Annotated in this window: 13 protein-coding genes, 2 tRNA genes, 3 rRNA genes and 2 pseudogenes; 9 read left to right on the forward strand and 11 right to left on the reverse strand. The window is 48.7% G+C overall.

The features are described 5' to 3' along the window. From AC566Q_RS20790 to AC566Q_RS20815, 6 genes are all read left to right on the forward strand, one after another. Complete coding sequence (locus AC566Q_RS20790) at positions 1-1,308, forward strand: sensor histidine kinase (RefSeq protein ID WP_499610310.1); 1,308 nt, start codon at positions 1-3, stop codon at positions 1,306-1,308. A 32-nt stretch (positions 1,309-1,340) separates the two neighbouring features. Next, the gene (locus AC566Q_RS20795; RefSeq protein ID WP_499610313.1) at positions 1,341-1,874 is read left to right on the forward strand and encodes a sigma-70 family RNA polymerase sigma factor; all 534 of its coding nucleotides are present in this window, start codon (positions 1,341-1,343) and stop codon (positions 1,872-1,874) included. Then, positions 1,871-2,578 (forward strand): anti-sigma factor, encoded by a 708-nt coding sequence (locus tag AC566Q_RS20800; protein WP_499610319.1) that lies wholly within the window; start codon positions 1,871-1,873, stop codon positions 2,576-2,578. Before AC566Q_RS20795 ends, AC566Q_RS20800 begins: the two co-directional genes overlap by 4 nt. Positions 2,579-2,747: 169 nt before the next feature. After that, positions 2,748-4,325, forward strand: coding sequence for a DUF4331 domain-containing protein (locus AC566Q_RS20805; RefSeq protein ID WP_499610324.1), 1,578 nt, complete (start codon positions 2,748-2,750; stop codon positions 4,323-4,325). An 11-nt stretch (positions 4,326-4,336) separates the two neighbouring features. Further along, a complete protein-coding gene (locus AC566Q_RS20810; protein WP_499610327.1) occupies positions 4,337-4,831 on the forward strand; it encodes an Ig-like domain-containing protein in 495 nt (164 codons plus the stop codon). A gap of 39 nt (positions 4,832-4,870) precedes the next feature. Then, the gene (locus tag AC566Q_RS20815; RefSeq protein WP_499610330.1) at positions 4,871-5,923 is read left to right on the forward strand and encodes a tetratricopeptide repeat protein; all 1,053 of its coding nucleotides are present in this window, start codon (positions 4,871-4,873) and stop codon (positions 5,921-5,923) included. Here AC566Q_RS20815 and AC566Q_RS20820 read toward each other — a convergent pair. Further along, a complete protein-coding gene (locus AC566Q_RS20820) occupies positions 5,920-6,939 on the reverse strand; it encodes an MBL fold metallo-hydrolase (RefSeq protein ID WP_499610334.1) in 1,020 nt (339 codons plus the stop codon). The genes AC566Q_RS20815 and AC566Q_RS20820 overlap by 4 nt on opposite strands. Before the next feature lie 96 nt (positions 6,940-7,035). On the opposite strand from AC566Q_RS20820, the gene AC566Q_RS20825 reads away from it, so the two are divergent. Beyond that, on the forward strand, positions 7,036-9,387 hold the full coding sequence (locus AC566Q_RS20825) for a DNA polymerase II (RefSeq protein ID WP_499610337.1): 2,352 nt from the start codon (positions 7,036-7,038) through the stop codon (positions 9,385-9,387). Here AC566Q_RS20825 and scpC read toward each other — a convergent pair. After that, positions 9,384-10,904: a succinyl-CoA:acetate CoA-transferase ScpC gene (gene scpC / locus AC566Q_RS20830; protein WP_499610340.1), complete on the reverse strand. Its 1,521-nt coding sequence runs from the start codon at positions 10,902-10,904 to the stop codon at positions 9,384-9,386. The two genes, AC566Q_RS20825 and scpC, sit on opposite strands and share 4 nt — an antisense overlap. Before the next feature lie 537 nt (positions 10,905-11,441). On the opposite strand from scpC, the gene AC566Q_RS20835 reads away from it, so the two are divergent. After that, positions 11,442-12,149: a 2OG-Fe(II) oxygenase gene (locus AC566Q_RS20835; RefSeq protein WP_499610347.1), complete on the forward strand. Its 708-nt coding sequence runs from the start codon at positions 11,442-11,444 to the stop codon at positions 12,147-12,149. A 54-nt stretch (positions 12,150-12,203) separates the two neighbouring features. Here AC566Q_RS20835 and AC566Q_RS20840 read toward each other — a convergent pair whose 3' ends face one another. From AC566Q_RS20840 to AC566Q_RS20865, 6 genes are all read right to left on the reverse strand, one after another. After that, positions 12,204-13,316 carry a glycosyltransferase family 2 protein gene (locus AC566Q_RS20840; protein ID WP_499610350.1) on the reverse strand — a complete coding sequence of 371 codons (1,113 nt, stop codon included), beginning with the start codon at positions 13,314-13,316 and terminating at the stop codon, positions 12,204-12,206. A 510-nt stretch (positions 13,317-13,826) separates the two neighbouring features. After that, positions 13,827-13,942, reverse strand: a 5S ribosomal RNA gene (gene rrf, locus AC566Q_RS20845). Positions 13,943-14,161: 219 nt separating this feature from the next. Then, positions 14,162-17,121 (reverse strand): 23S ribosomal RNA (locus AC566Q_RS20850). Positions 17,122-17,770: 649 nt separating this feature from the next. Beyond that, positions 17,771-17,847, reverse strand: a tRNA-Ile gene (locus AC566Q_RS20855). A gap of 89 nt (positions 17,848-17,936) precedes the next feature. Beyond that, positions 17,937-18,012 (reverse strand) — tRNA-Ala (locus AC566Q_RS20860). Positions 18,013-18,106: 94 nt separating this feature from the next. Beyond that, a 16S ribosomal RNA gene (locus AC566Q_RS20865) occupies positions 18,107-19,640 on the reverse strand. Together the 16S, 23S and 5S rRNA genes with 2 tRNA genes alongside form the textbook arrangement of a ribosomal RNA operon. Positions 19,641-20,104: 464 nt before the next feature. Between AC566Q_RS20865 and AC566Q_RS20870 the strand changes: the two are divergent. Further along, positions 20,105-20,851, forward strand: a pseudogene (locus AC566Q_RS20870) (hypothetical protein); the annotation flags it as partial. Here AC566Q_RS20870 and AC566Q_RS20875 read toward each other — a convergent pair. From AC566Q_RS20875 to AC566Q_RS20885, 3 genes and pseudogenes are all read right to left on the reverse strand, one after another. Then, positions 20,847-20,891 (reverse strand): annotated as a pseudogene (locus AC566Q_RS20875) (hypothetical protein); the annotation flags it as partial. The pseudogenes AC566Q_RS20870 and AC566Q_RS20875 overlap by 5 nt on opposite strands. A gap of 126 nt (positions 20,892-21,017) precedes the next feature. Then, positions 21,018-22,757, reverse strand: coding sequence for a glycosyltransferase family 2 protein (locus AC566Q_RS20880; protein WP_499610359.1), 1,740 nt, complete (start codon positions 22,755-22,757; stop codon positions 21,018-21,020). A gap of 174 nt (positions 22,758-22,931) precedes the next feature. Next, positions 22,932-24,185: a molecular chaperone DnaJ gene (locus tag AC566Q_RS20885; RefSeq protein ID WP_499610366.1), complete on the reverse strand. Its 1,254-nt coding sequence runs from the start codon at positions 24,183-24,185 to the stop codon at positions 22,932-22,934. Between the last annotated feature and the right edge of the window lie 121 nt (positions 24,186-24,306).

Consider the following 24,306-nt stretch of genomic DNA (forward strand, 5'->3'; position numbering starts at 1 on the left):
ATGAATAAACCGTTGCTGGATAAACTGCCAGTTGGAATTTGTCTGGTAAATGAAGCCTATGAAATTGTCTATCTGAATGCGTTTTTTCTCGACCGTATGCCGGTTGAGCTGCGGGGTGACGCCTTAGGCAAACCATTAGCCGATGTCTTTCCCGAGCAAATCAAGTTTCTGAAACGGCGCATAAAATCGGTTTTTGTTCTTAAACATCCCAGTTTCAGCTATTGGGAACAACGCCCGCACATCTTTCCTTTTAAAAGCAGCCGCCCCATCACTGGCGAAGAAACCCAGATGGTACAGAATATGGAAGTTGTACCTCACAAGGATACCGAAACCGGCGAACAGTATGCCTGCATTCTGATCCAGGATGTCACCGCTCAGGCCAGTTATTTTAAAACTCAGGCCCAGCTCGCCGAGGAATTAAAAGCAGAACACGAAGCCCAGCGCAAACTGATCCGCAAACTCGACAGAGCCCAGTCACAGCTCATTCAGGCAGAAAAAATGGCCTCAACAGGTCAGCTTGCCGCTGGCATTGCGCACGAAATTAATAACCCCATGGGCTTTGTTACGGCCAACTTAAATACGCTGGAACAGTACGCACAGAATTTGCTGGAAACCTGTCAGGCCACCAAAAAACTGGTTACCAGTCATGCACCTGAGCATATTGAGGCACTGGAGGATCTCTTTGACGCCACCCATGTCGAGCTTATCGAAGAAGATATGGGCCCACTGATTCAGGAGTCTAAGGATGGTCTTAAGCGGGTCAGCGAAATTGTCTCTACGTTACGCTCTTTTGCCGAAGAGCCGCAGCACACCTGGGGTTACCTGAACTTACACGACACGGCAAATCAACTGGTACAACTTATCAGCACCCAGTTTAAACGGCCGAAGTTTAAGGTAACCTGTGAGCCTGCCCAGCTAAAATGGTATTGTGAATCCGCCAGCTTAAAACAGGCCCTCACTAATCTGATGATGAACGCCGCTCAGTCAATTGACGAAAATGGCCTGGTGATGCTCGATATCAGACAAACCGGTAGCGGCACAGTCGCTATAAAAATAGTCGATACCGGCTGCGGTATCAGTGAAGCCAATCTGAAGCGTGTTTTTGAACCGTTTTTTACTACCCGACCTGAAGGCAAAGGTCAGGGACTCGGCCTCTCTGTGGCCTATTCCGCGATTGAAAAACACAAAGGCAAACTGGCGATTAACAGCCGCGTGGGCAAAGGCACCGTGATTGAGGTACGCTTACCCATATTAAAAGAGCAAGAAGAGGATAAATCTGCATCCAATCCAAGCACTGAATCGTTATAAGCCAGACAGGCCCATCAAAAATTGAGGAAACAATGGAACAGGAAACCTTATTACCCTTGTTGTGTGGCACAGCGCAGGGAAAAAAGCAGGACTTTGCCAGGCTCTATCAAATTACCAGCGGTCAGGTGTATGCGGTAGTGTTGAAGATGCTACAAAACACCGCTCTGGCAGAAGAAGCCACTCAGGATGCCTACATTAAAGTGTGGCATAACGCCGGCAGCTATCAACGAGGGAAAGGCACGGTGTTAACCTGGATAATTAGTATTGCCCGCTACCGGGCGCTGGATCTGATGCGCTACCACAAAGTAAGGAAAGAAACGCCGCTGGATGACGATGATCACCATCCCGATGAAAACAGCAATATAGCTGCCAGTGAACTAGCCCACCCGAAGTTAAACGAATGTATGGATGAGCTGGATAATCAGCAACGCCAGGCCATTCATCTGGCCTATTTTAACGGCCTGTCTCACCAGGAAGTGGTCGATCACTTATCCTCGCCATTAGGTACGATTAAAAGCTGGATCCGTCGGGGCCTGCAAAGTTTGCAGAGGTGTCTGTCAGTATGAATTATAAGAACGAAACTTTACGCAATGCACTGGCCGCAGAATACGTTTTGGGTACCTTACGCGGCGGTGCTCGCCGGCGCTATCAACAACTGATGATGGAAAGCCAGCTGATTACTGAAACTACGTGGATGTGGGAGCAATATCTCAACGGATTGGGTCAGAACGTCCAGCCGGTTGAGCCACCCGCATCAGTCTGGCAGGCCATTGAACGCCAACTGGGACTTGCTGATGACTCAGCAGACAGCAATGTGGTGGTAATGCCGGCCGCCAAATCCTCAAGACCAGTGGTATGGCAGGCTATCGCCGGACTGGCAACAGCAGCGGCAATTATTCTGGCGGTAGTGCTGATGCCGGCTACTCCACCAGTCAAGGCACCGGTAACGAATATAGCCGTTGTCACCGATGCTGAAGCAACACCGCTGTGGCTGATTGAGATCAGCACCTCTACCCTGGCAGTCAGAACTACCGCAAATCTGACTGCCAGAACCGATAAAGACTTTGAGCTTTGGATGGTCCCTGCCGATGGCGGTGCACCGATCTCGCTGGGTCTGTTACCGGAAGGCGGACAACTGGCTATCAGCCGCCCGGACTGGTTTGATTTAGCCGATATTGCAGCCCTGGCGGTCAGCCTTGAGCCGAATGGCGGCTCACCGACCGGCGCTCCTACTGAGGTTCTCTATATCGCGCCAATCAGCGCAGTTTAACCAGCCTTTGTAATAGCCCCCGCCCGGGGGCTATTTTTTAATTATCTTTTGCCCCTAAATCGCCTCAACAAAACAAAAAACAACTTTTATTTATTTTTTTAAATTATTTTGCATCCACTGCCCTGAGTTAGTCGTTTGGCTTAATACACCAACAAAAAGGGGTAACACCATGCAAAAACTACTACTCTCTATCATGATCGGCAGCGCACTGGCAGCAACGGCAGTGCAGGCATCCAGTCACCGTGAAGCGCCGGGTATCGCCCGCGCGCCGGCTCTGGACAGTACTGATTTTTATGCCTTTAACAGCTACGAAAGTGGCCGTGAAGGCTATGTAACACTTATTGCTAATTACATTCCATTACAGGATGCCTACGGCGGTCCGAATTACTTTGCCATGGATCCGGCAGCCGAGTACGCCATTCACATTGATAACGATGGCGACGCAATGGAAGACATCAGCTTTGCCTTAAAATTTACGCCCATGCTGGCGGCTGATAACCAGGGCGTGGCACTGACGGTCGGCCCTGAAGGTAATCAGCGCAGTGTAAAAGTACCGCTCAAAAATGTTGGCCCGGTGAGCGCCGAAGATATGAGCGCGGTTAACTTTTCTGAGCAGTACTCGCTGATGATGGTAGAAGGCGACATGCGCAGCGGCGCTCGCACTGAAATAATGCCAATGGATGCCATGTACTTTGCCAAGCCGCTCGATTACATCGGCAACAAAACTTTTACCAGCAACGCTGAATACCAGCGCTATGCCGACCAGTATGTTTATGATGTGATGCTGCCTGGCTGTGAAATGCCGGCCAGAGTATTTGTAGGCCAGCGCAAGGATCCGTTTGTAGTGAACCTCGGCAAAACCTTCGATTTGGTTAACTACGTGCCGGTGGAAGGTGACAGTATGCCCGGCGCAGGCGATGGAAGTGGCTTTCCCGGCGGGATTACTCAGTCAGACAGCAATGACGATCTGGCTGATAAAAACGTTACCAGTATTGCCCTTGAGGTACCTGCTAGCTGCGTAACCGGCGACGGTAACGGCACTATTGGTGCGTGGACCACTGCCAGCCTGCCACAGGCCAGAATACTCAACCCTAACGCCACCTTCAGTAAACCCGAGGTGCAGGGCGGCGCGATGACTCAGGTGTCACGTTTGGGTAACCCACTGGTCAACGAGCTGGTTATAGGAATTGGTGATAAAGATAAGTTCTCCACGTCACACCCTGCCGACGATGGCCAGTTTGCCGACTATGTCACCCACCCTGCTCTGCCGGAGCTGCTAAACATCCTGTTTCGTGATGCAGTGAATTCCACTCTGGGCACCGACATAGAAACGCTGGCCCCCACTAACTTTCCGCGTACCGATTTGGTCACGGCGTTTTTAACCGGTTTCCCGGGCGTTAATCAACTTGCCACGGTCACACCGTCTGAAATGCTGCGCTTGAATACTGCTATTCCGGCAACGCCGGCAGCAGAGCAATCCTGGGCCGGGGTCGCAGGCGATGATCTGGCAGGCTTCCCTAACGGACGCCGTCCCGGCGATGACGTAGTTGATATTGCACTGCGCGTAGTCATGGGACGCCTGTGTTACCCCATCCCGGTGAATGGTGAGGAAACTGACCTGGGTTTATGCGACAGCAGTGATGCCAGTGTGGGCAATGTACCGTTTACTGATGGTGCGCCGCTGGATGCCAGCATGATGGACACCAGCTTTCCGTACCTGGCAACCCCACTGCCTGGCTCAGAATAAAGGAGGCTGAAATGAATAAGTTCATACCAATATGCGCCCTGAGTATCGCGCTGACTGGCTGCTTTGACAGCGATGATAAAGACAGTTACGACGATATTAACCAGGCGCCGGTAGCCAACGATCTGGCTATCACTACGCAGACCGAAACACCGGTTACCGACATGCTGACTGCCACCGATGCCGATGGTGATGGCCTGACTTACGCGCTGTCCGGGGAGCCTGCTTTTGGCAGCGTTACCGTAACAAGTAGCGGGGAGTTTACTTACACCCCCAATGCGGAAGTCACTGGCACCGATAGCTTCTCGTTTACGGTTTCCGACGGCACCGCTTTTGCGGTGACCGGTAACGTAACCATTACCATTGAAGCACTTGAGGTTCCGGTATCTACAGCAGTGCGATCGGCATTTAACCAGAACTCCGATGATACGCCACTGGCGGTAAATGGCCGACTCTATATTCAGGATACAACCAATCCTGCTGAGTTTGACGATTTACTCAACAATTAAACCGCAAGCCAGGGACGGCGACCTTTAAGGAGCAGTGATATGAAACGTATTTTCCCCATCAGCCTGACACTCACCGGATTACTCACCGCCTCGCTAGTTACGTTTATAGCGCTGGCGCTGATTGGTGTAAAACAAGCAGTAGCCCACACTTATCATAGCCACAAGCCGGTAAAACCGGTGACCATGACCGCCGATCAAATGAGTGAGCAGGTAAACCAAAGCACTCGCCCCGACTTTAATGAGCAAGACTTAGCGCCGATAATGGCAACGCTTGTAAAACTGGCAGAAGGGGATCGCATTACTCATCAGGAGCGTCTGGTTTATGCCCGCCTGCTACAACATCAACACAAGTTTGCTGATGCACTGGCAGAGCTTGATACGCTGCTGGCTGAGCGCCCCGAGCAACCATCAGCATTATTATTACAGGCAAATGTTCAGCTTAATCAGGGGCAGCCTGCACTGGCAAGGCAAACCTGCTTACAACTGATGGGCAAAACTTCAGAACTGGTTATGGCGACCTGCTTGCTGGAAGCCAACATGCAGCTGTCGCCGTCGACTCAGTATTATTCGCAGTTACACAACATCAGCGAGAAATTTCCGGCGGCATCAACAGAGATAGCTTTGTGGGTTAACGAGGTCCTGGCCGACATGGCATTGTTTGCCAATCAGCCTGCTACCGCGATTAAGCATATAGAGCAGCAACCCGACAGCGAATGGCCAATCAGTAGCTGGGTAGCCTGGTCGAAAGCTAAGCTGGCCCTGCAACAAGGCAATGACATACTGGCCCGGCTGGCACCTGAAATAGCTAATAATCCGGCCCCTAACGACAGCGCGCTACTTTATCTGGCGCTTGCTGAACAGCAAACCGGCGAGGGGAAAAAGTGGACAACGGCCATGGCCCAGCGGGTATTTATTCGCGAACAACGCGGTGATACCACCCATGCTGCAGAAGTGGCGCTTTATTACCTGCACCTCGCGGCTGAACCCCAGCAAGCACTGTATTGGGCCAATATTAACTGGCAACAGGCCAAATCATTTAATGATGAACAGCTGCTCAGCAAAATTCGCCAGCTCGCAGCAACAGAGGGCTAACCGTTTTCACAGGTCTGGTAACGATATACGCCTTGCTCATCGCACTGGCGGGTTACCAGCCCTGTTTTTAACAGATGATTGAGGTGAGCCAGGCCTTCTGCCAACGCAAAAAACAACATCTGCCCGCTTAGCTTTCGTTTATAGAGTACCGGCAGGCATGCCATAAGTGACCTTGGCGTTTTACAATGCGCCAGCAACCTGCGGAGCAATGCCTGATGATGCTCTGCCAATTCATCGCAGCGAGTATGCAAGCCAGTATAAGGTTGGTTGTGGGCAGGGAGAACCAGCGTATCTGCCGGTAACTGTTTGAGCTGCTCCAAACTACGCAGATATTCGGTTAACGGCTGGGCCTCGGGTTCGCGACTGTAGACACCAATATTAGGCGAAATATAGGGCAGGATCTGGTCACCACCAATTAACAGGTTGGCCTCGGCATCAAACAGGCAAACGTGCTCTGGTGAGTGACCGCCATAAGTCAGGATTTGCCATTGCCGATTACCGATACGCAATGACTTACCCGCCTGTAAGCGTCGGTACGCCAAAGGGATAGGCGCCACAGAGTCAACGTATTTACTATGGTCGCTGACAAAGCTTTGTGCCTCGGCCTGACTTAAGCCTGACCGGACAAAATAATCCACTTCCACCGAGGTATCCGCGCCCGGGTTGGGAGAGAAATAAGCAATCGCCCCGTAATACTCCAGCGCGCTCATATACAGCGGCACTTTATAGGTCTGACACAGCCAGCCAACTAACCCGCAATGGTCCGGATGCATATGGGTAGCAATTACACCTGCAACCGGCTTACCCAGGGCGCCCAGCACCTGCTGCCAGATAGCCTTACTGCGCTCACTTTGCACGCCGGTATCCACCACATAAAGCCCCTCATCGGCTTCCAGTATGTACAGGTTGATGTGGTCGAGGGCAAAAGGCAGCGGCATACGAAGCCAATAAACGTCGGCGGCGACCTCGCAAAAGCTGCCCGAGGCTGGTATCGAATGGGTACTTGGCGTTATCATGAGTGCTACAACATTAAACAAATCTGCATTGACTATACCATTGCTATATCATGACTTCTGCCACTGTGCGTTAGATTTACCGGGCTGTACTATAAAATGACGACCACGCTAACCGGTCAGGGCATGGTGCTAACCGCCAGAGTGCTGCCTCAGGGCGCTCAACAAACTCTCGAAATCTGGCTTGCCACCGAACAGGGGCCGGTAAAGCTCATCACGCCGGTGCAACCGGCAACCTGTTTTGTTGCGCAAAATGAAGCCGAAAAGGTGGCTGCCATCAGTCAGGCCCAGCAGTTAAAAGCCAGCTTTAAAAATCTACCGCTTAATACCTTCGGCCACGAGCCGGTAAGCGTTATTAAATGCCCTCAGGACCGGCAGTTACATATCCTCAGACGCCTCAGTGAAGAACAAGGGCTAACGCTCTTTGAGGCAGATATCAAAACCCCGGATCGCTTTTTTATGGAGCGGTTCATTACCAGCGGTGTGCACTACAAGGGCATCGCTCACCAGCATAACAATACGGTGACCGAGGCTCGCCTAAAACCGTCGGAATATCGCTGCGATCTGAGCGCCTTTTCCTTTGATATAGAATGCGACGAACATGGCCATTTATATTCCATCGGTATCGCTTCCCCGACGTTAAATGTTGTGCTGATGATTGGCGAGCCTGAAGACGCTGAGTTGCCTTTCAAAATAATCTGGTGCGCAAACGAAACCGCGTTGTTAACCGAATTTATCAGGCTCATCCAGCACCACGACCCGGACTTACTGATTGGCTGGAACATTAAACAATTCGACCTGCCGGTATTGCATGATGCGGCGACCCGCTGCGGCCTTAAGCTTGCACTCGGACGGCAACACAGCAATGTGGATATTAAAGTTTTTGATGATAACCGGGCTTTGGTGGATGTCCCCGGGCGGGCCATAATTGATGGCATTGAAGGACTGAAAACCATGACCTTTCAGTTTGATTCTTTTGCCCTGGATAACGTTGCCAGCGAATTACTCGGTAAACGTAAACTCATTGATGATCCGGACAAGCTCGGCGCCATAAAAAAGCTCTTTATCCACGACAAATTAGCGCTGGCAAAGTATAACTTTGAAGACTGCGTACTGGTTAATGACATTGCCGAACAGGTGCGGCTGATTGATTTTTTGATTTTGCGCAGTGAACTCACCGGCCTGCGCCTTGGCCGCCCCGGCGGCTCGGTTGCCTCATTCATTAATTTATACCTGCCCAAGTTACACCGGGCAGGCTACATTTCGCCCAACCGTCCGGCGGACGGCGGCCTGGCCAGCCCAGGCGGTTATGTGATGAGCTCCAAACCCGGACTCTATCAGAATGTGCTGGTACTGGACTTTAAGAGCCTGTACCCCTCGATAATACGGACCTTCAAAATCGATCCTTTAGGTTTAGTGGAAGGACTCAAATCCCCCGAAACCGCCATTCCCGGCTTTAAAGGCGCCAGCTTTCACCGCAGCCAGCATTTTCTGCCGGATATTATTACCAATCTCTGGCAGCAGCGCGACGAAGCCAAGCGCCAGCAGGATAAGCCCCGCTCCCAGGCCATCAAAATTCTGATGAATTCCTTTTACGGGGTGCTTGGCAGTGGTGGTTGCCCTTTTTACGACCCGCGGCTGGCCAGCTCCATTACCATGCGCGGCCACGAAATTATGCAGCTCACCGCCGAGTGGATCCAAGCGTCGGGCTATGACGTGATCTACGGCGATACCGATTCCACGTTTGTACACATCGCTGATGACGTATCCGCTGAGCAGGCGTGGGACATTGGCAAACAATTGGAACAGGACATAAACCAGCGCTGGCAGCAACGCATCGCCGAGGAGTTTGATTTAACCTGCGAACTGGAAATCGAGTTTGAAACTCATTATGAGCGCTTTTTTATGCCCACGATTCGTGGCTCTGAAGCGGGCAGCAAAAAGCGCTACGCCGGTTTAATTCGCCATGAGGGTAAAACTGAGCTGGTGTTTAAGGGGCTGGAAAACGTGCGTTCAGACTGGACCCAACTGGCCAAAGACTTTCAGATGGAGCTATACACCCGCATATTCAACGATCAGCCGGTAGACGATTATGTGATGCGAATCATCAGCGGCATCAAACAGGGTGAATTTGACCAGGGACTGATATATACCAAGCAATTACGCAAACCCCTGAAAGACTACACTAAAACTGCACCACCCCATGTAAAGGCCGCGCGCCATGCCGATGAAGAAAATGCCCGCACAGGCAAACCATTACGCTACCAGAAACGCACTAAAATACGTTACGTAATGACTACCACCGGCCCGCAGGTGGTTGAATATTGCCGTCAGCCACTGGATTACGACCACTATATAGAAAAACAAATCCGGCCAATCGCCGACAGTATTCTGCCAGCCATTGGCGGTGATTTTGAGTCGCTGGCCAGCCAGCAACTAGGGCTTTTTTAATCCTGACGCATCGTGCCGGTTTGTTCAAACCGCTCATGCCAGCTCAATGCTTCATTGAGTAGATGAGGAGTATGCATACCTCTGTCACTGGCACAAGCGCGCTCATAATAATCGAGCAACTGATCCTTAAAGTCGGGATGGGCACAATTATCGATAATTACCCGGGCCCGCTGACGAGGCGACAAACCACGTAAGTCGGCCAGTCCCTGCTCGGTAACAACGACTTTGACGTCGTGCTCGGTGTGATCCACATGAGACACCATAGGCACAATGGCCGAAATAGCACCGTTTTTCGCAGTAGACGGTGTCATGAAGATCGACAGGTAACCATTGCGGGCAAAGTCGCCCGAGCCACCAATCCCGTTCATCATGCGCGTGCCCATAACATGGGTGGAATTAACGTTACCGTAAATATCCGCCTCAATCAGGCCGTTCATAGCGATAATCCCTAAGCGGCGGGCAATCTCCGGATGGTTACTGATGTCCTGCTGGCGCAGAATGATTTTTTCACGGTAAAAGTCGATATTCTCATTCAGCTCAACCAGCGCATCCGGGCTTAACGAGAAGGCCGTTGCAGAAGCCACCGATAAGGTGCCGCTTTTAAGCATTTGTAGCATGCCATCCTGAATCACTTCGGTATACGCCGAGAGGTTTTTGTAACCGCCATTATCCAGACCGCTTAACACCGCGTTAGGGATATTACCCACCCCAGATTGCAGCGGTAACAGGTTGGCCGGTAAGCGGCCTTTTTTAATTTCGTGTTCAAAAAACGCTAAAATGTTAGCGGCGATTTGCTCAGACACAGCATCTGGTGGTGAAAATGGGCTGTTACGGTCGGGCGCTGATGTTTCGACAACGGCGACAATTTTGTCTTGGGGAATATCCAGATACTTGCTGCCAATGCGATCGGCCGGCTCATTCAGCAATATGGGTTTGCGGTGCGGCGGTAACGCCGTACCGTAATAAATATCGTGCATGCCTTCAAGCTTAAGGCTTTGCTGACTGTTAACCTCAAGAATGATCTTGTCGGCCTGCTCTACCCAGGTTTTATTATTGCCCACCGAGGACGACGGAATAATGCGACCGTCTTCGTGAATGCCCGCCACTTCAATAACTGCCACATCCAGATCGCCTAAAAAGCCTGACCACGCGTATTGCGACACTTCAGATAAATGCAAATCGATATAGTGCATCTGGCCGCTGTTAATCTGCTGACGACAAATGGGATCAGACTGGTAAGGCAAGCGTAAATTAATGCCATCGGCGTCGGCCAGCACGCCATCGAGCTCCGGCGCGGTTGATGCCCCCGTCCACAGATTAATTTTAAATGGCTTTTTCAGGTCGCGCTGGATTTGCGCTTTATTGACCAGTGCGCCGGGCAAGGCCTTAGGATAACCAGCGCCGGTAAAACCACTCATGCCAACGGTATCACCGTCGCGAATAAAGTCGGCGGCCTGTTCGGCGGTCATGATTTTTTGTTGTAATTCAGGGCACAGAATTCTGGAATGAGAAAACATGAAAGCTCCATACTTAGCAGAAAAGGAAAAGAACGCACCTGAGTGTGAAAAAGGTGCGTTGAAGTGCGGCAGGACAGCCGCAAAAACTGACACTTTATAGACTTATCCAAAAGTATATATAAGACCTAAGTGGTAGATGTGGCGGGAGTTGTAGCAATTTAGTTAAAGGCAATAACAGCGCGCGAGTTTATTGTGAATAATTGGTAAAACCATCAAATAAGCGGTGATTTATCAATTTATTAATTTTTGTTCTATATTATGCACTGTTTTTAGGAAGGTATAGGGCGGCTGTTTAAGCCACCCAACCGTGGGGTTTATAAGCCGCAGGATAAACAGACTTTCCCGTCATTTTTTCCAACCAGAGAGCATGCGGGGGTAAGCCCTGGCGAGCCGCTTTTAAGCTTGGCAGCTCAGGCAGAGTTTTATATAGTTTTAGTAGAACTATTAGCCAAAAACGAGAAGCTAAGTTTCTCAGTTCGCAGGCTTAATGACAAAATCCAGGCTCATACCGATAAATTAAAAAAAACAGGAAGCAACTTGCAGATTACTTTTCACCCCGAAATCAACTTTGAAGCAATTAGTGCTGAATACCAGCATGATAAACGCGTAAGAGTGCAAAGTTTGATCCCTATGGATCAGGCTGAACAGGTTTACAACAGTCTGAGCAAAGAAGCGCCCTATAAACTGGCGCTACTCCGCGATGGCAGACCAACTACACTGGCAGACAATGAATGGAAGCAACTGCCTGATAACCAGAAACAGCGTATTCATACTGAAACCATGCAAAATGCCGCTAAAGGTGTTGGATTTATTTATGGCAGGTATCAGCTATCTAATCAAAAAGAACCCATTGCTAATCTGGCCGCGTTACATCAATGGTTAAACAGTGAAGCAGTGCTGAGCTGGGTTCGGGAAATCAGCGGCCATCATGATATTGTTGCGGCGAGTGCCCAGGCCACCCGATACACTGCAGGCCAGTTTTTAACCCGCCATATGGATACACACAGCACCGAACAACGTCGCCTGGCCTACGTATTAAATTTTTCGCCAAACTGGCATCCGGATTGGGGCGGTTTGTTACAGTTCTACGAGAAAAATGGTACGCCAAGAGATGCCTGGGCGCCGGGCTTTAATACCCTGAGTATTTTCGACGTAGAACATATTCATAGTGTTACTTACATCACACCTTTTTCGTTAACCCCAAGGCTATCTGTGACCGGCTGGTTCAGAGCTACGCCTCTCTGATTTTGCCCGTGTCTGATATCACTAACCGGTAAACCTGAACATTGATCGGGTTACTTATTCAGCAGCGCTAGTTTCATCCTTATTGCGCTGCTGATAATCAGCAAGCGCCTGACTCGCTTCTTCAAGCGTGACGTTTCTTAATATTTTATGTATTACACCGGCTTCTGCCAGAGGTGCACTACGGATATTGTTGAGTACCTTATAATAACGTTGCTTAACGCCATCTCTGGCACGTTCGAGTATTTCCTCTGCTTCGTAGTTCGTCAGGCTGATATTCACGGCTTTTTGGTACGCAGCCAGGGCCGATTTAGAAAACTCTATCGTTTCGAATGTTTTTCTATTCTCAAAACCAGCACGGTTACTTTTAAATATAGAAACAACACCTTTGCCCCTTCCTACAACACCTCTATCGAGACTGGCGATATACTCGATCTGACTCCGGTATTTACGGTGTAACACAAATGCCCTTGGCGGCAGGGTGTCTGTGGCGGCGAGGGAATGATAGCGATTAGATGGTACAAACGGGCTGAACGATGATTCGAGTTTGATAAGTGAGTTATCCAGTATATTGTGCGGGTTTAGTAAACCTGGCGTAATAAAGGACTTATAGACAGACTTTAACTGCCTTGCAGGTTGTACCAGTATACTTTCGTCGAGTGCGGTTGAAAAAGGTGTATAGTCAGACACCTTGTTTGCCCACTGAAAGCTCAGCACATCAAAGTAGGGTGCAGACTGTATAAAATCTGCTATGGAAGTGCTCAGATCATAGGGCACCCAGAACTCATCAATGTCCAAAAACATCACATGATCGAAGCCTTGCTTTTGGGCAGCGCTGAAAGCATGACGATATATTTCAATTTGAGGTTTCGCCTTAGATCTTTCAAATACAGCGTCGGCATTAATAAATTGAACAGACTCTGATGAAAAAGCGCGGGCAACTTCAGGGGTGTTATCAGTACAACCGTTGTAGTGAATTTCAATTGCTGCAAAGCCGAAGTGTAAATGGTGACAGATCCATTCGGGTAAATAAGCCGCTTCATTCTTAGCTATGGCAACCAGCTTAACCTTTGGAGCTGAATTGTTTTGTTTATAAGCCCGACGATAACGCGGATAAGTCAGTGCTGCGAGCTTCGACTGAATGACATAGTAAATCGTACTTAGCTTCATATTACTTGTACAAATATCCCTTTTTCATTATGACCGCACTATACTTTTTATTAGTTGTCTGTGGTAGTGGTGCTGATATTCTAGGTTTTATTTAGCACCGTATGAGGCGCTCTTTTTTACTCTACGGTTGTACGATGGGGGTCCCGGTCTTCGCTGAGCGAAACCGGGATGACGGTTCTTTTTATATTTAATTAATAAAGCTCACATGGGGGTGAAGAACGGTGCTTCGTAGAAGTATGACGAATGCCGGTGGCATTCGACAAGTGATGAACGCGAGGCATGGATGCCGAGCTGGATGCCCCCTACAGGGAAGTATCACTAAAGGACACTGTTCGAAGAGCGTCTATGGATATGACTCTCGATGGTTGGGTCTTCATAGGAGTGGCACGTCAGTGCCTTTCTAAGCAAAAGGGCTATCCAGATAATGTTGTTAGCAATGATGATGTTTCACTGAACGCCGCATACAAAAAAAGGCTACCCAAATGGATAGCCTTTTTTCTTAGAATGGGAGCCTGGCGGTGTTCTACTCTCACATGGGGAGACCCCACACTACCATCGACGCTAACATGTTTCACTTCTGAGTTCGGAATGGATTCAGGTGGGACCACGTCGCTATTGCCGCCAGGCAAATTCGTGCAAAATCGAGTGCTTTTCTCGACTTTTGCGCAAGGAGGACAAACAGTACTCTCAGGTGCCTGTTCATCAGCCTTATTTAAACTTTTAATTGTTTTAACAATTCTGGAAAATCTGATATGTATTCAATCTATCGAGTAACTACTACTCTCTCTGACTTAATTAGTCAGCCATTCCATCAACATCTAAATGTAAAGCCATTTAGGCGTTGTATGGTTAAGCCTCTCGGGCAATTAGTACAGGTTAGCTTAACGCCTTGCAACGCTTCCACACCCTGCCTATCAACGTCGTAGTCTACAACAACCCTTCCAGAACTTAAGTTCAGGGATGACTCATCTTGGGGCTCGCTTCCCGCTTAGATGCTTTCAGCGGTTATCGATTCCGAACTTGGCTACCGGGCAATGCCTTTGGCAAAACAACCCGAACACCAGCGGTTCGTCCACTCCGGTCCTCTCGTACTAGGAGCAGCTCCCCTCAATCATCCAACGCCCACACCAGATAGGGACCGAACTGTCTCACGACGTTCTAAACCCAGCTCGCGTACCACTTTAAATGGCGAACAGCCATACCCTTGGGACCGACTTCAGCCCCAGGATGTGATGAGCCGACATCGAGGTGCCAAACACCGCCGTCGATATGAACTCTTGGGCGGTATCAGCCTGTTATCCCCGGAGTACCTTTTATCCGTTGAGCGATGGCCCTTCCATACAGAACCACCGGATCACTATGACCTACTTTCGTACCTGCTCGACGTGTCTGTCTCGCAGTTAAGCTAGCTTATGCCATTGCACTAACCTCACGATGTCCGACCGTGATTAGCTAACCTTCGTGCTCCTCCGTTACTATTTGGGAGGAGACCGCCCCAGTCAAACTACCCACCAGACACTGTCCGCAATCCCGATTAGGGACCTACGTTAGAACATCAAACATACCAGGGTGGTATTTCAAGGACGGCTCCACAGAAACTAGCGTCTCTGCTTCGAAGCCTCCCACCTATCCTACACAAGTAGGTTCAATGTTCAGTGCCAAGCTGTAGTAAAGGTTCACGGGGTCTTTCCGTCTAGGTGCGGGTACACAGCATCTTCACTGCGATTTCAATTTCACTGAGTCTCGGGTGGAGACAGCGTGGCCATGGTTACACCATTCGTGCAGGTCGGAACTTACCCGACAAGGAATTTCGCTACCTTAGGACCGTTATAGTTACGGCCGCCGTTTACCGGGGCTTCGATCAAGAGCTTCGCTTACGCTAACCCCATCAATTAACCTTCCGGCACCGGGCAGGTGTCACACCCTATACGTCCTCTTTCGAGTTTGCAGAGTGCTGTGTTTTTAATAAACAGTCCCAGCCACCTGGTCACTGCGACCCCCGACCGCTTAGGAAGCAAGTTCCATCACAGTCAGGGGCGTACCTTCTCCCGAAGTTACGGTACAATTTTGCCGAGTTCCTTCACCCGAGTTCTCTCAAGCGCCTTAGTATTCTCTACCTGACCACCTGTGTCGGTTTGGGGTACGGTTTACATAATCATAAGTTTAGAAGCTTTTCCTGGAAGCAGGGCATCAACAACTTCACCACCTTGGTGGCTCGTCTCACGTCTCAGCCTTAAGAAACCGGATTTACCTAATTTCTCAGCCTACTCGCTTTCACTTGGACAACCAACGCCAAGCTTGCTTAGCCTTCTCCGTCCCTCCATCACTGATTATATAAGTACGGGAATATTAACCCGTTTCCCATCGACTACGCATTTCTGCCTCGCCTTAGGGGCCGACTTACCCTGCCCTGATTAGCATGGGACAGGAAACCTTGGTCTTCCGGCGTGCGGGTTTTTCACCCGCATTATCGTTACTCATGTCAGCATTCGCACTTCTGATACCTCCAGCAAACTTCACAGTTCACCTTCAGCGGCTTACAGAACGCTCCCCTACCCAGAGGACATCCTTAACCCCACTCCACTGTGATGAAACGCTTTAACAGCAGGTCGCTTCGCGACGTTGCTGTTAGCTTACATCGAAGTAGTGTTAAGTGATGTCCTCTGCCGCAGCTTCGGTATATTGCTTAGCCCCGTTACATCTTCCGCGCAGGCCGACTCGACTAGTGAGCTATTACGCTTTCTTTAAAGGGTGGCTGCTTCTAAGCCAACCTCCTAGCTGTCTGGGCCTTCCCACATCGTTTCCCACTTAGCAATATTTTGGGACCTTAGCTGGCGGTCTGGGTTGTTTCCCTCTTCACGACGGACGTTAGCACCCGCCGTGTGTCTCCCGGATAGTTCTCTTTGGTATTCGGAGTTTGCAAAGGGTTGGTAAGTCGGGATGACCCCCTAGCCTTAACAGTGCTCTACCCCCAAAGGAATTCGTCCGAGGCTCTACCTAAATAGATTTCGGGGAGAACCAGCTATCTCCCGGTTTGATTGGCCTTTCACCCCCAGCCACAAGTCATCCCCTAACTTTTCAACGTTAGTGGGTTCGGTCCTCCAGTTGATGTTACTCAACCTTCAACCTGCCCATGGCTAGATCACCGGGTTTCGGGTCTATACCTAGCAACTAGACGCGCAGTTAACACTCGCTTTCGCTACGGCTCCCCTAAACGGTTAACCTTGCTACTAAATATAAGTCGCTGACCCATTATACAAAAGGTACGCAGTCACCCCGAAGGGCTCCCACTGCTTGTACGTATACGGTTTCAGGTTCTATTTCACTCCCCTCACAGGGGTTCTTTTCGCCTTTCCCTCACGGTACTGGTTCACTATCGGTCAAATAGGAGTATTTAGCCTTGGAGGATGGTCCCCCCATCTTCAGTCAAGATAACACGTGTCCCGACCTACTTAATATGTAAACAAAGCAGCTTCATGTACGGGGCTATCACCCTGTTTCGCCCAACTTTCCAGAAGGTTCCACTACTACTTTGCTTATCGGCTGCTCCCCTTTCGCTCGCCGCTACTCAGGGAATCTCGGTTGATTTCTTTTCCTAAGGGTACTTAGATGTTTCAGTTCCCCTCGTTCGCCTCTACACCCTATGAATTCAGGTGCAGATACACATAAATGTGTGGGTTTCCCCATTCGGACATCTGTGGCTCAAATGCGTTTTGTCAGCTCACCACAGCTTTTCGCAGACTTACACGTCCTTCATCGCCTCTATTTGCCAAGGCATCCACCGTATACGCTTAGTCACTTAACCATACAACCCTAAATAGCTTTTGAGTGCAAAATCGACGTTATTTGTCGACTTTTGCGCAAGGAGGACCAAAAGTACTCTTTGCAGCAAAAAACATCCTATCCATCGCCATTACTTTTTCTCAACATGAGTAGTGAGAAAGTTAATAGCCGTACAACACTATCCAAAGGATGCGACATCCTAAAAGGATGGATAACGTTGCGCCTAACCCCCGCCTTTTTATCCGGAGTCAGGTGTGCATTAAAGCACTGTTGCATGCATGACTGTCTAATCTTCGTGCAAAATTTTCATTATCGCCTCAGCGATGATGGAAACTTTTGCGCAAGGAGGACATACAGTACACTCAGTTGTGTACAATTGCCTTCTTGCTACACTTTCGTCAAGTAGAGAGTAGTCTTGAAAGAACATCTTTCGATATTCTCAGTTACTCAATATTGATTGATTACTAATATCAGCTTTCCAAATTGTTAAAGAACATGGTGCAAAATCGATGTTGTTTATCGACTTTTGCGCAAGGAGGATTCACAGTACTCTTTAAAGTATGTAATCTCCCCGAGGGTAAAAAACCCTAACTAATAAGCACTAAAATAGTAGTTATTTGTTAGGATTTGTATCCAACGCTTCGACCAAAAACAGCTACCAAGTAAGCAAATGGTAGGCTTGGGCAGACTTGAACTGCCGACCTCACCCTTATCAGGGGTGCGCTCTAACCAGCTGAGCTACAAGCCTGTACTATAAACTTTTATTATCGGCAGTTGCCGACCTCACCGTCCTCAGCCTTAACAGGGCTGCAACCAGTAAACTAAAAGCCTAAAGAGTGGTGGAGCTAAGCAGGATCGAACTGCTGACCTCCTGAATGCAAATCAGGCGCTCTCCCAGCTGAGCTATAGCCCCAGTGATTTCCCTTACGAGTAAATCTTGGTCGTTCTTTATTTCATAACAAAACAATCTGTGTAGGCACTACATCAAGTCGTCCAACGACTTTACGTAAGGAGGTGATCCAACCCCAGGTTCCCCTAGGGTTACCTTGTTACGACTTCACCCCAGTCATGAAACACAAAGTGGTAATCGTCCTCCCGAAGGTTAGACTAACTACTTCTTTTGCATCCCACTCCCATGGTGTGACGGGCGGTGTGTACAAGGCCCGGGAACGTATTCACCGCAGTATGCTGACCTGCGATTACTAGCGATTCCGACTTCATGGAGTCGAGTTGCAGACTCCAATCCGGACTACGACATACTTTAAGGGGTCCGCTCCACATCACTGTCTCGCTTCCCTCTGTATATGCCATTGTAGCACGTGTGTAGCCCTACACGTAAGGGCCATGATGACTTGACGTCGTCCCCACCTTCCTCCGGTTTGTCACCGGCAGTCTCCTTAGAGTGCCCAACTAAATGCTGGCAACTAAGGACAAGGGTTGCGCTCGTTGCGGGACTTAACCCAACATCTCACGACACGAGCTGACGACAGCCATGCAGCACCTGTGTCAGAGCTCCCGAAGGCACCAATCCATCTCTGGAAAGTTCTCTGCATGTCAAGTGTAGGTAAGGTTCTTCGCGTTGCATCGAATTAAACCACATGCTCCACCGCTTGTGCGGGCCCCCGTCAATTCATTTGAGTTTTAACCTTGCGGCCGTACTCCCCAGGCGGTCTACTTAGCGCGTTAGCTTCGCTACTCACGAATTAAATTCACAAACAGCTAGTAGACAGCGTTTACGGTGTGGACTACCAGGGTATCTAATCCTGTTCGCTACCCACACTTTCGCACATGAGCGTCAGTCTTTGGCCAGGGAGCCGCCTTCGCCACTGATGTTCCTCCAGATATCTACGCATTTCACCGCTACACCTGGAATTCCACTCCCCTCTCCAAGACTCTAGTCTGCCAGTTCTAAATGACCATCCCAGGTTGAGCCCGGGGCTTTCACATCTAGCTTAACAAACCGCCTGCGTGCGCTTTACGCCCAGTAATTCCGATTAACGCTCGCACCCTCCGTATTACCGCGGCTGCTGGCACGGAGTTAGCCGGTGCTTCTTCTGTTGTTAACGTCACAGCTGGCAGGTATTAACTACCAACCTTTCCTCACAACTGAAAGTGCTTTACAACCCGAAGGCCTTCTTCACACACGCGGCATGGCTGCATCAGGGTTTCCCCCATTGTGCAATATTCCCCACTGCTGCCTCCCGTAGGAGTCTGGGCCGTGTCTCAGTCCCAGTGTGGCTGATCTTCCTCTCAGAACAGCTAGAGATCGTTGCCTTGGTAAGCCTTTACCTTACCAACTAGCTAATCTCACTTGGGCCTCTCTTCAGGTGCGAGCTAAAAGCCCGCTTTGGTCCGGAGACATTATGCGGTATTAGCAGTCGTTTCCAACTGTTATCCCCCTCCCGAAGGCAAGTTCCCAAGCATTACTCACCCGTCCGCCACTCGTCATCTTCTAGCAAGCTAGAAATGTTACCGTTCGACTTGCATGTGTTAGGCCTGCCGCCAGCGTTCAATCTGAGCCATGATCAAACTCTTCAATTAAATATCGAAATTTTGAATTGTCGTTGTTGACACTCTTAATGAGTGCCCACACAGATTGTCTTGTTATAAATTGTTAAAGAACAGTGCGAAATCTTATTTCGCTGCTTCAGCGTTCTTTCAGAACCTGCCGAAGCGGGATGCGTATAATACGCTCTTCGTTTTCAGTGTCAACACTTTTTTGAAAATTTATTTTCGAAGCATTCTCGCTGTATACCGCTTCACATAAGGCTTTCGCGTTATGCCGGGTAGCCTGTTGAGGCGTTCCCGTTCGAAGTGGGGCGCATTTTAGAGATTTATAATTAAAGGTCAATACCCATACCTAACATTTCTTGTAATTTTGTGATCGAACGGATACTTTGTAATCAATGTGACAATTTTGTCAGCTATTATTGAACTAAATTGGAAAGTGCTGTTCAAATTTTAGCTAAAAAGTCTCTTTTCTACTAAAAAAGTAGGGTTTGAACATGAATCGTAGTTGTTGCTTTATCCTTGGTTCGCTGATGTTACTCACTAACCACTGTGCGCTTGCTATTACAGACACAGCTGTTAAAGAAAGTGAAAATAAGGTGCTGCAAGTTTTCATTAAGCGCCAGGTTAACCAGTCGATGTCTGTTGGCCGGGCAATTGGCTCGATTACCAGTAATTATCCTGATGAAGTTGAAACCATTGTGGCAACAGCACTGGATTTATATCCGGATAATTATCAGGAGATCATCCACGCGGCGATATCTTCACAACCAAACGCTACTTCTAAGATTGTAAAGATAGCAATGGATAAAGAAGTCAGTAGCTGCCCTAATATAGTAGAGCTGGCAATACAGGCCGATCCCAGTTATGTGGATTTTGTTGTGGGTGCCGCAGCAAATTCCAATCCGGACCAGCTTAAAGACATCGTGCGAGTGGCTGTTCTTACTGAGCCAGACTCTGCCGATACCATAGTACAAACCCTTACTGCTGAGCATCCTAATGAACTGGTTGATATTCTTTCCAGCGCTATTCGTGCCGTACCACTGGTAGGTGAGTATGTGGTGGATGCACTTTTAGCTGTATTTCCGGGCGAAGCTGAAGCTGTTGTCACTACGGCAGTTCGTGAATCCGGCGAACAGCGGGAACAGGTACGCAAGATTATTGAAACAGCCCACCAGGCTGGCGTAGATGAGGATTCCCTTAAACGTTTTGCGATGAATGGTGGTGCCAGCGAAGAGGAGTACCGCCTTCCCGCAAAACGCTTGCGCTAATCTGGAATAACACAAATATCAATACCCGTCATCCCCGCGTGCTTCTGGCGGGGAACTCCTTGCTGGTTATCGTAGAGTTCAAAAGTGCTTTAATGAAAAGGCTGATTTGGCTGGGCCAACCTTTTTAGGAGATCCCGGGTCAAGCCCGGGATGACTGTATTGAACTTTCTTGTTCGCTCTTTTCTTTAATCGAGAAGTTTTCACGGCGAAGCGTCAGGTTAGGGTTATAGGCCGGGTCGTGGGCAATCACTTCAGGCCAATGAGTCTTTAAGTAGTCCAGTTCAGCATTGAACCTTGCCATTTTCTCTTTACTGACATCCAGCCCACGGGATACCGATTCATGATGATACAGTTCTGCTTCAGCGCAATAAAGATTTCTTACTCCTTGAGCCCTCACCCGCAGGCAGAAGTCCACGTCATTAAACGCGACTGTAAGATCGGTTTCGTTTAATCCCCCCACCGCATCAAACAGTGACTTTTTCACCAGTAAGCAAGCGGCAGTTACTGCACTGTAATTATGTGAGGCGATTAGCCGGTTCATATAACCGGGATGGTATCGAGGGAAGTACTTATGTGCATGCCCGGCTCCACCGCCATAGCCCAATACCACTCCGGCGTGCTGAATACGGTCGTCGCCGTACATGAGCTTCGCCCCTACACAACCAATATCTTCTCTCAACGCATGACCAACCATATATTCCAGCCAGTCCGGCGTGATCACCTCGATATCGTTATTGATCAACCCGATCACTTCTCCTTTGGCCTGCTGCGCCGCAAAGTTATTGATAGCGGAGTAGTTAAAGGGATGTGGGTATTTTAATACCCTGATCTTCTCGTGTTGACTGAGCTCCTCAAAATAAGCCAGGGATTCAGGCTCATCGGAGTTATTATCCACCAGCAGAATTTCATAGTTCTGGTAGGTGCTCTTGGTCAAAATAGACTCGATACACTCTTTAACCAGTTGCCTGGCATTTTTGGTAGGGATAATTAAAGAAACGAGGGGCTGATTTGTTACTGGCCACTGCACGATATTGATCTGCTCAACCTCAACAGTATTAGCTGAGGCTTTTTCACTCTCGATCAGTCCGGCAATCTCTTGCAATTCGGTTAATTTTGCTTGCTTATTTTCTTTGTGGTGAACCAGAGACAATGGAACATGCTCAATACTCAGCTCATTATCAAGCAACCACAGTTGAGTCACCAGGCCCGCAATCGTTTTTGCAGATGTCTGCTCAAGACTTTCTCTTAACTTCGCAGACAATAGAACGCCACTTCGAATGTATGCATTACTCAACTGATAGTCCGGATTCCAATCCGGCAATAAACGTGCATTCTCGCATAAAGACCCGGAAAGTTTCTGGTCAGTATCTACGTAAAGTAGTCCTTCTACCGTTCGTTTACTCAAATAGGCTAATGCCTGACCATGCAATTCGTCACCGGCGTTTAACAATAAAAGAGGCGAATTTGTTTGTTGTATCGATACATCACCAAGGCCACTTACCTTTTTGAAATTCAGGTCTGAGAACTCTTTGGTTTGACTGTTAGACTCAACACTTGTAAAAACGTAATCGATATTTTCAGCCTGGTTACTTAGCGACCTCAGAGTGCGGATTACCCTACCATTTTCCTCACCTATGATCGCCAATGAAAACTTTGGCGTGATGGTCTCGAGTCGGTGAATATCAGTACTAATAGCAGACTGTTGCAGGTTTAATGTCTGGGAATATAAAGCTAATAATTTCTTCTTGCTGGGAAAGCCGTAAAACAGTCCGGACTTTTGCAGTGATCTGCTGTAAAAAGAGGTAAGAGCCGGGTTTTTCTTAGCAAAATTACGCAATGGCTTGGGCACAACCCCAACACCAGCCTTAATTGCCATCATTGAATATTTTTTTACAGACATGCGCGAAGAATTCACAAACCTTGATTAGTAATTATCCGGTTACTGGTAATGCATAGCAACCGGCGGGCAGTATCGCTTAAAAAACAAAAAGGGGCAATCTGCCGCCACAACGAGTACTCGAACAAGATAGCCATCAACCTAGCTAGACGTTGATTAATCGAACATATCAAATGGAAAATCGTCAAAGGGCAGTTCGGACATGGGAACACGCGTGAAATTAAATGATTGAAGTCGTGCCGTTAGGTGCTTCTGCAACCCTTTAACCGTTTTAATTTCCCTGCACTTTGCCATGAGATTCTCAACATCTTGCTCAAGCGCCTGCCGATATTCTCGTAAGCCTTTTTCCCGGGCGGCCTTTGTGCCACCACCAAAGCGCTGCCAAATTATCACACTCAGTCCGTCACCGCGTCGCAACTCGTGATAATCGGCGTTTAACTGTTTAACCTTGTCTTTTAATATTGTTTCTAACTGCACAGTTAAATTGTCGTTTAACTCCAACTGATATTCTGGCAAATACTGCTGTGCTAACAAAAATATAGCCAGCGGATCCTTAACGTCCCTGGCGTGTGAAAGTTGTTGCATCAAACCCATTTTTTCAGCCTTCTTATCCGGGTCGAGTTCCCGGTCAGGATGCAGCTTTTTAGCTAACTGCCGATAGAGTCTGTTGATTTGTTTATCGCTGAACAAAGCAGTAGCTACATCGACATTCGTATTATGGAAGTCTTGATTATGTTGTTGGTACGAATGATCGTGTTGATCTGACTCGTCATGAAAATATGGCGACTCCTGCCCGTGAATATCTTCATCATCACCCACGTAACCTGATTCCATTTTATGTTTGAGCACCGATTCAAAATAGGCCATTGCCTTATGCGGGTCATGGATCAACTCAACCAACTCTTCGTCACTGAGTTCTATCTCTTCTCCAAGCATTAGCGACAACTCAATCCGGTAATGATCGAGTTGCTCCTCAGGTACCTCGCTGGAGTTGGGGTTCTGCTTAATTGAGGTGACTATCGCTTCATTAAAAGCGTCCCTCAAGTCATTGGTATTCACAGGATTAAACGGATTCGACTCAAGTATCGTTAATTCTTCCTGGATCCAATCCAGCAGGGCCTCATGTTGCCTACCCTTTATTGATTTACGCGACACAAAAGAAACTAGATGGCGGATCCACTGCTCGTTAGCCCGGCAGACCTCCTGTTCAATGGGTTCAACCGATTGCTTGAAGTACGCCATAAACGCTTCAAGCTTAGCCTGATAACGGTCATTTCGTTGCTGTTTTTTGTTAACTTCTACCCACAGTTTATCGAGCGTCTCCCGTGCTTGGGCGCTTTGGCTTCCTGAGGAACTCACTGATACAACCGTTAACCCACTATTGCTGTTGATGTGACCTTGCTTAGCCATTACTTATCTCTTTGTAGACCTTCATTCCAATTCGCCAGCATACTGTTAGCAAACCTTTCATTACATTCAGTGATCCTACCATGTTTGTTTTGCTAAACCGATGTTACTAACCACTATTGCA

The organism is Alteromonas sp. H02 (assembly GCF_059682525.1).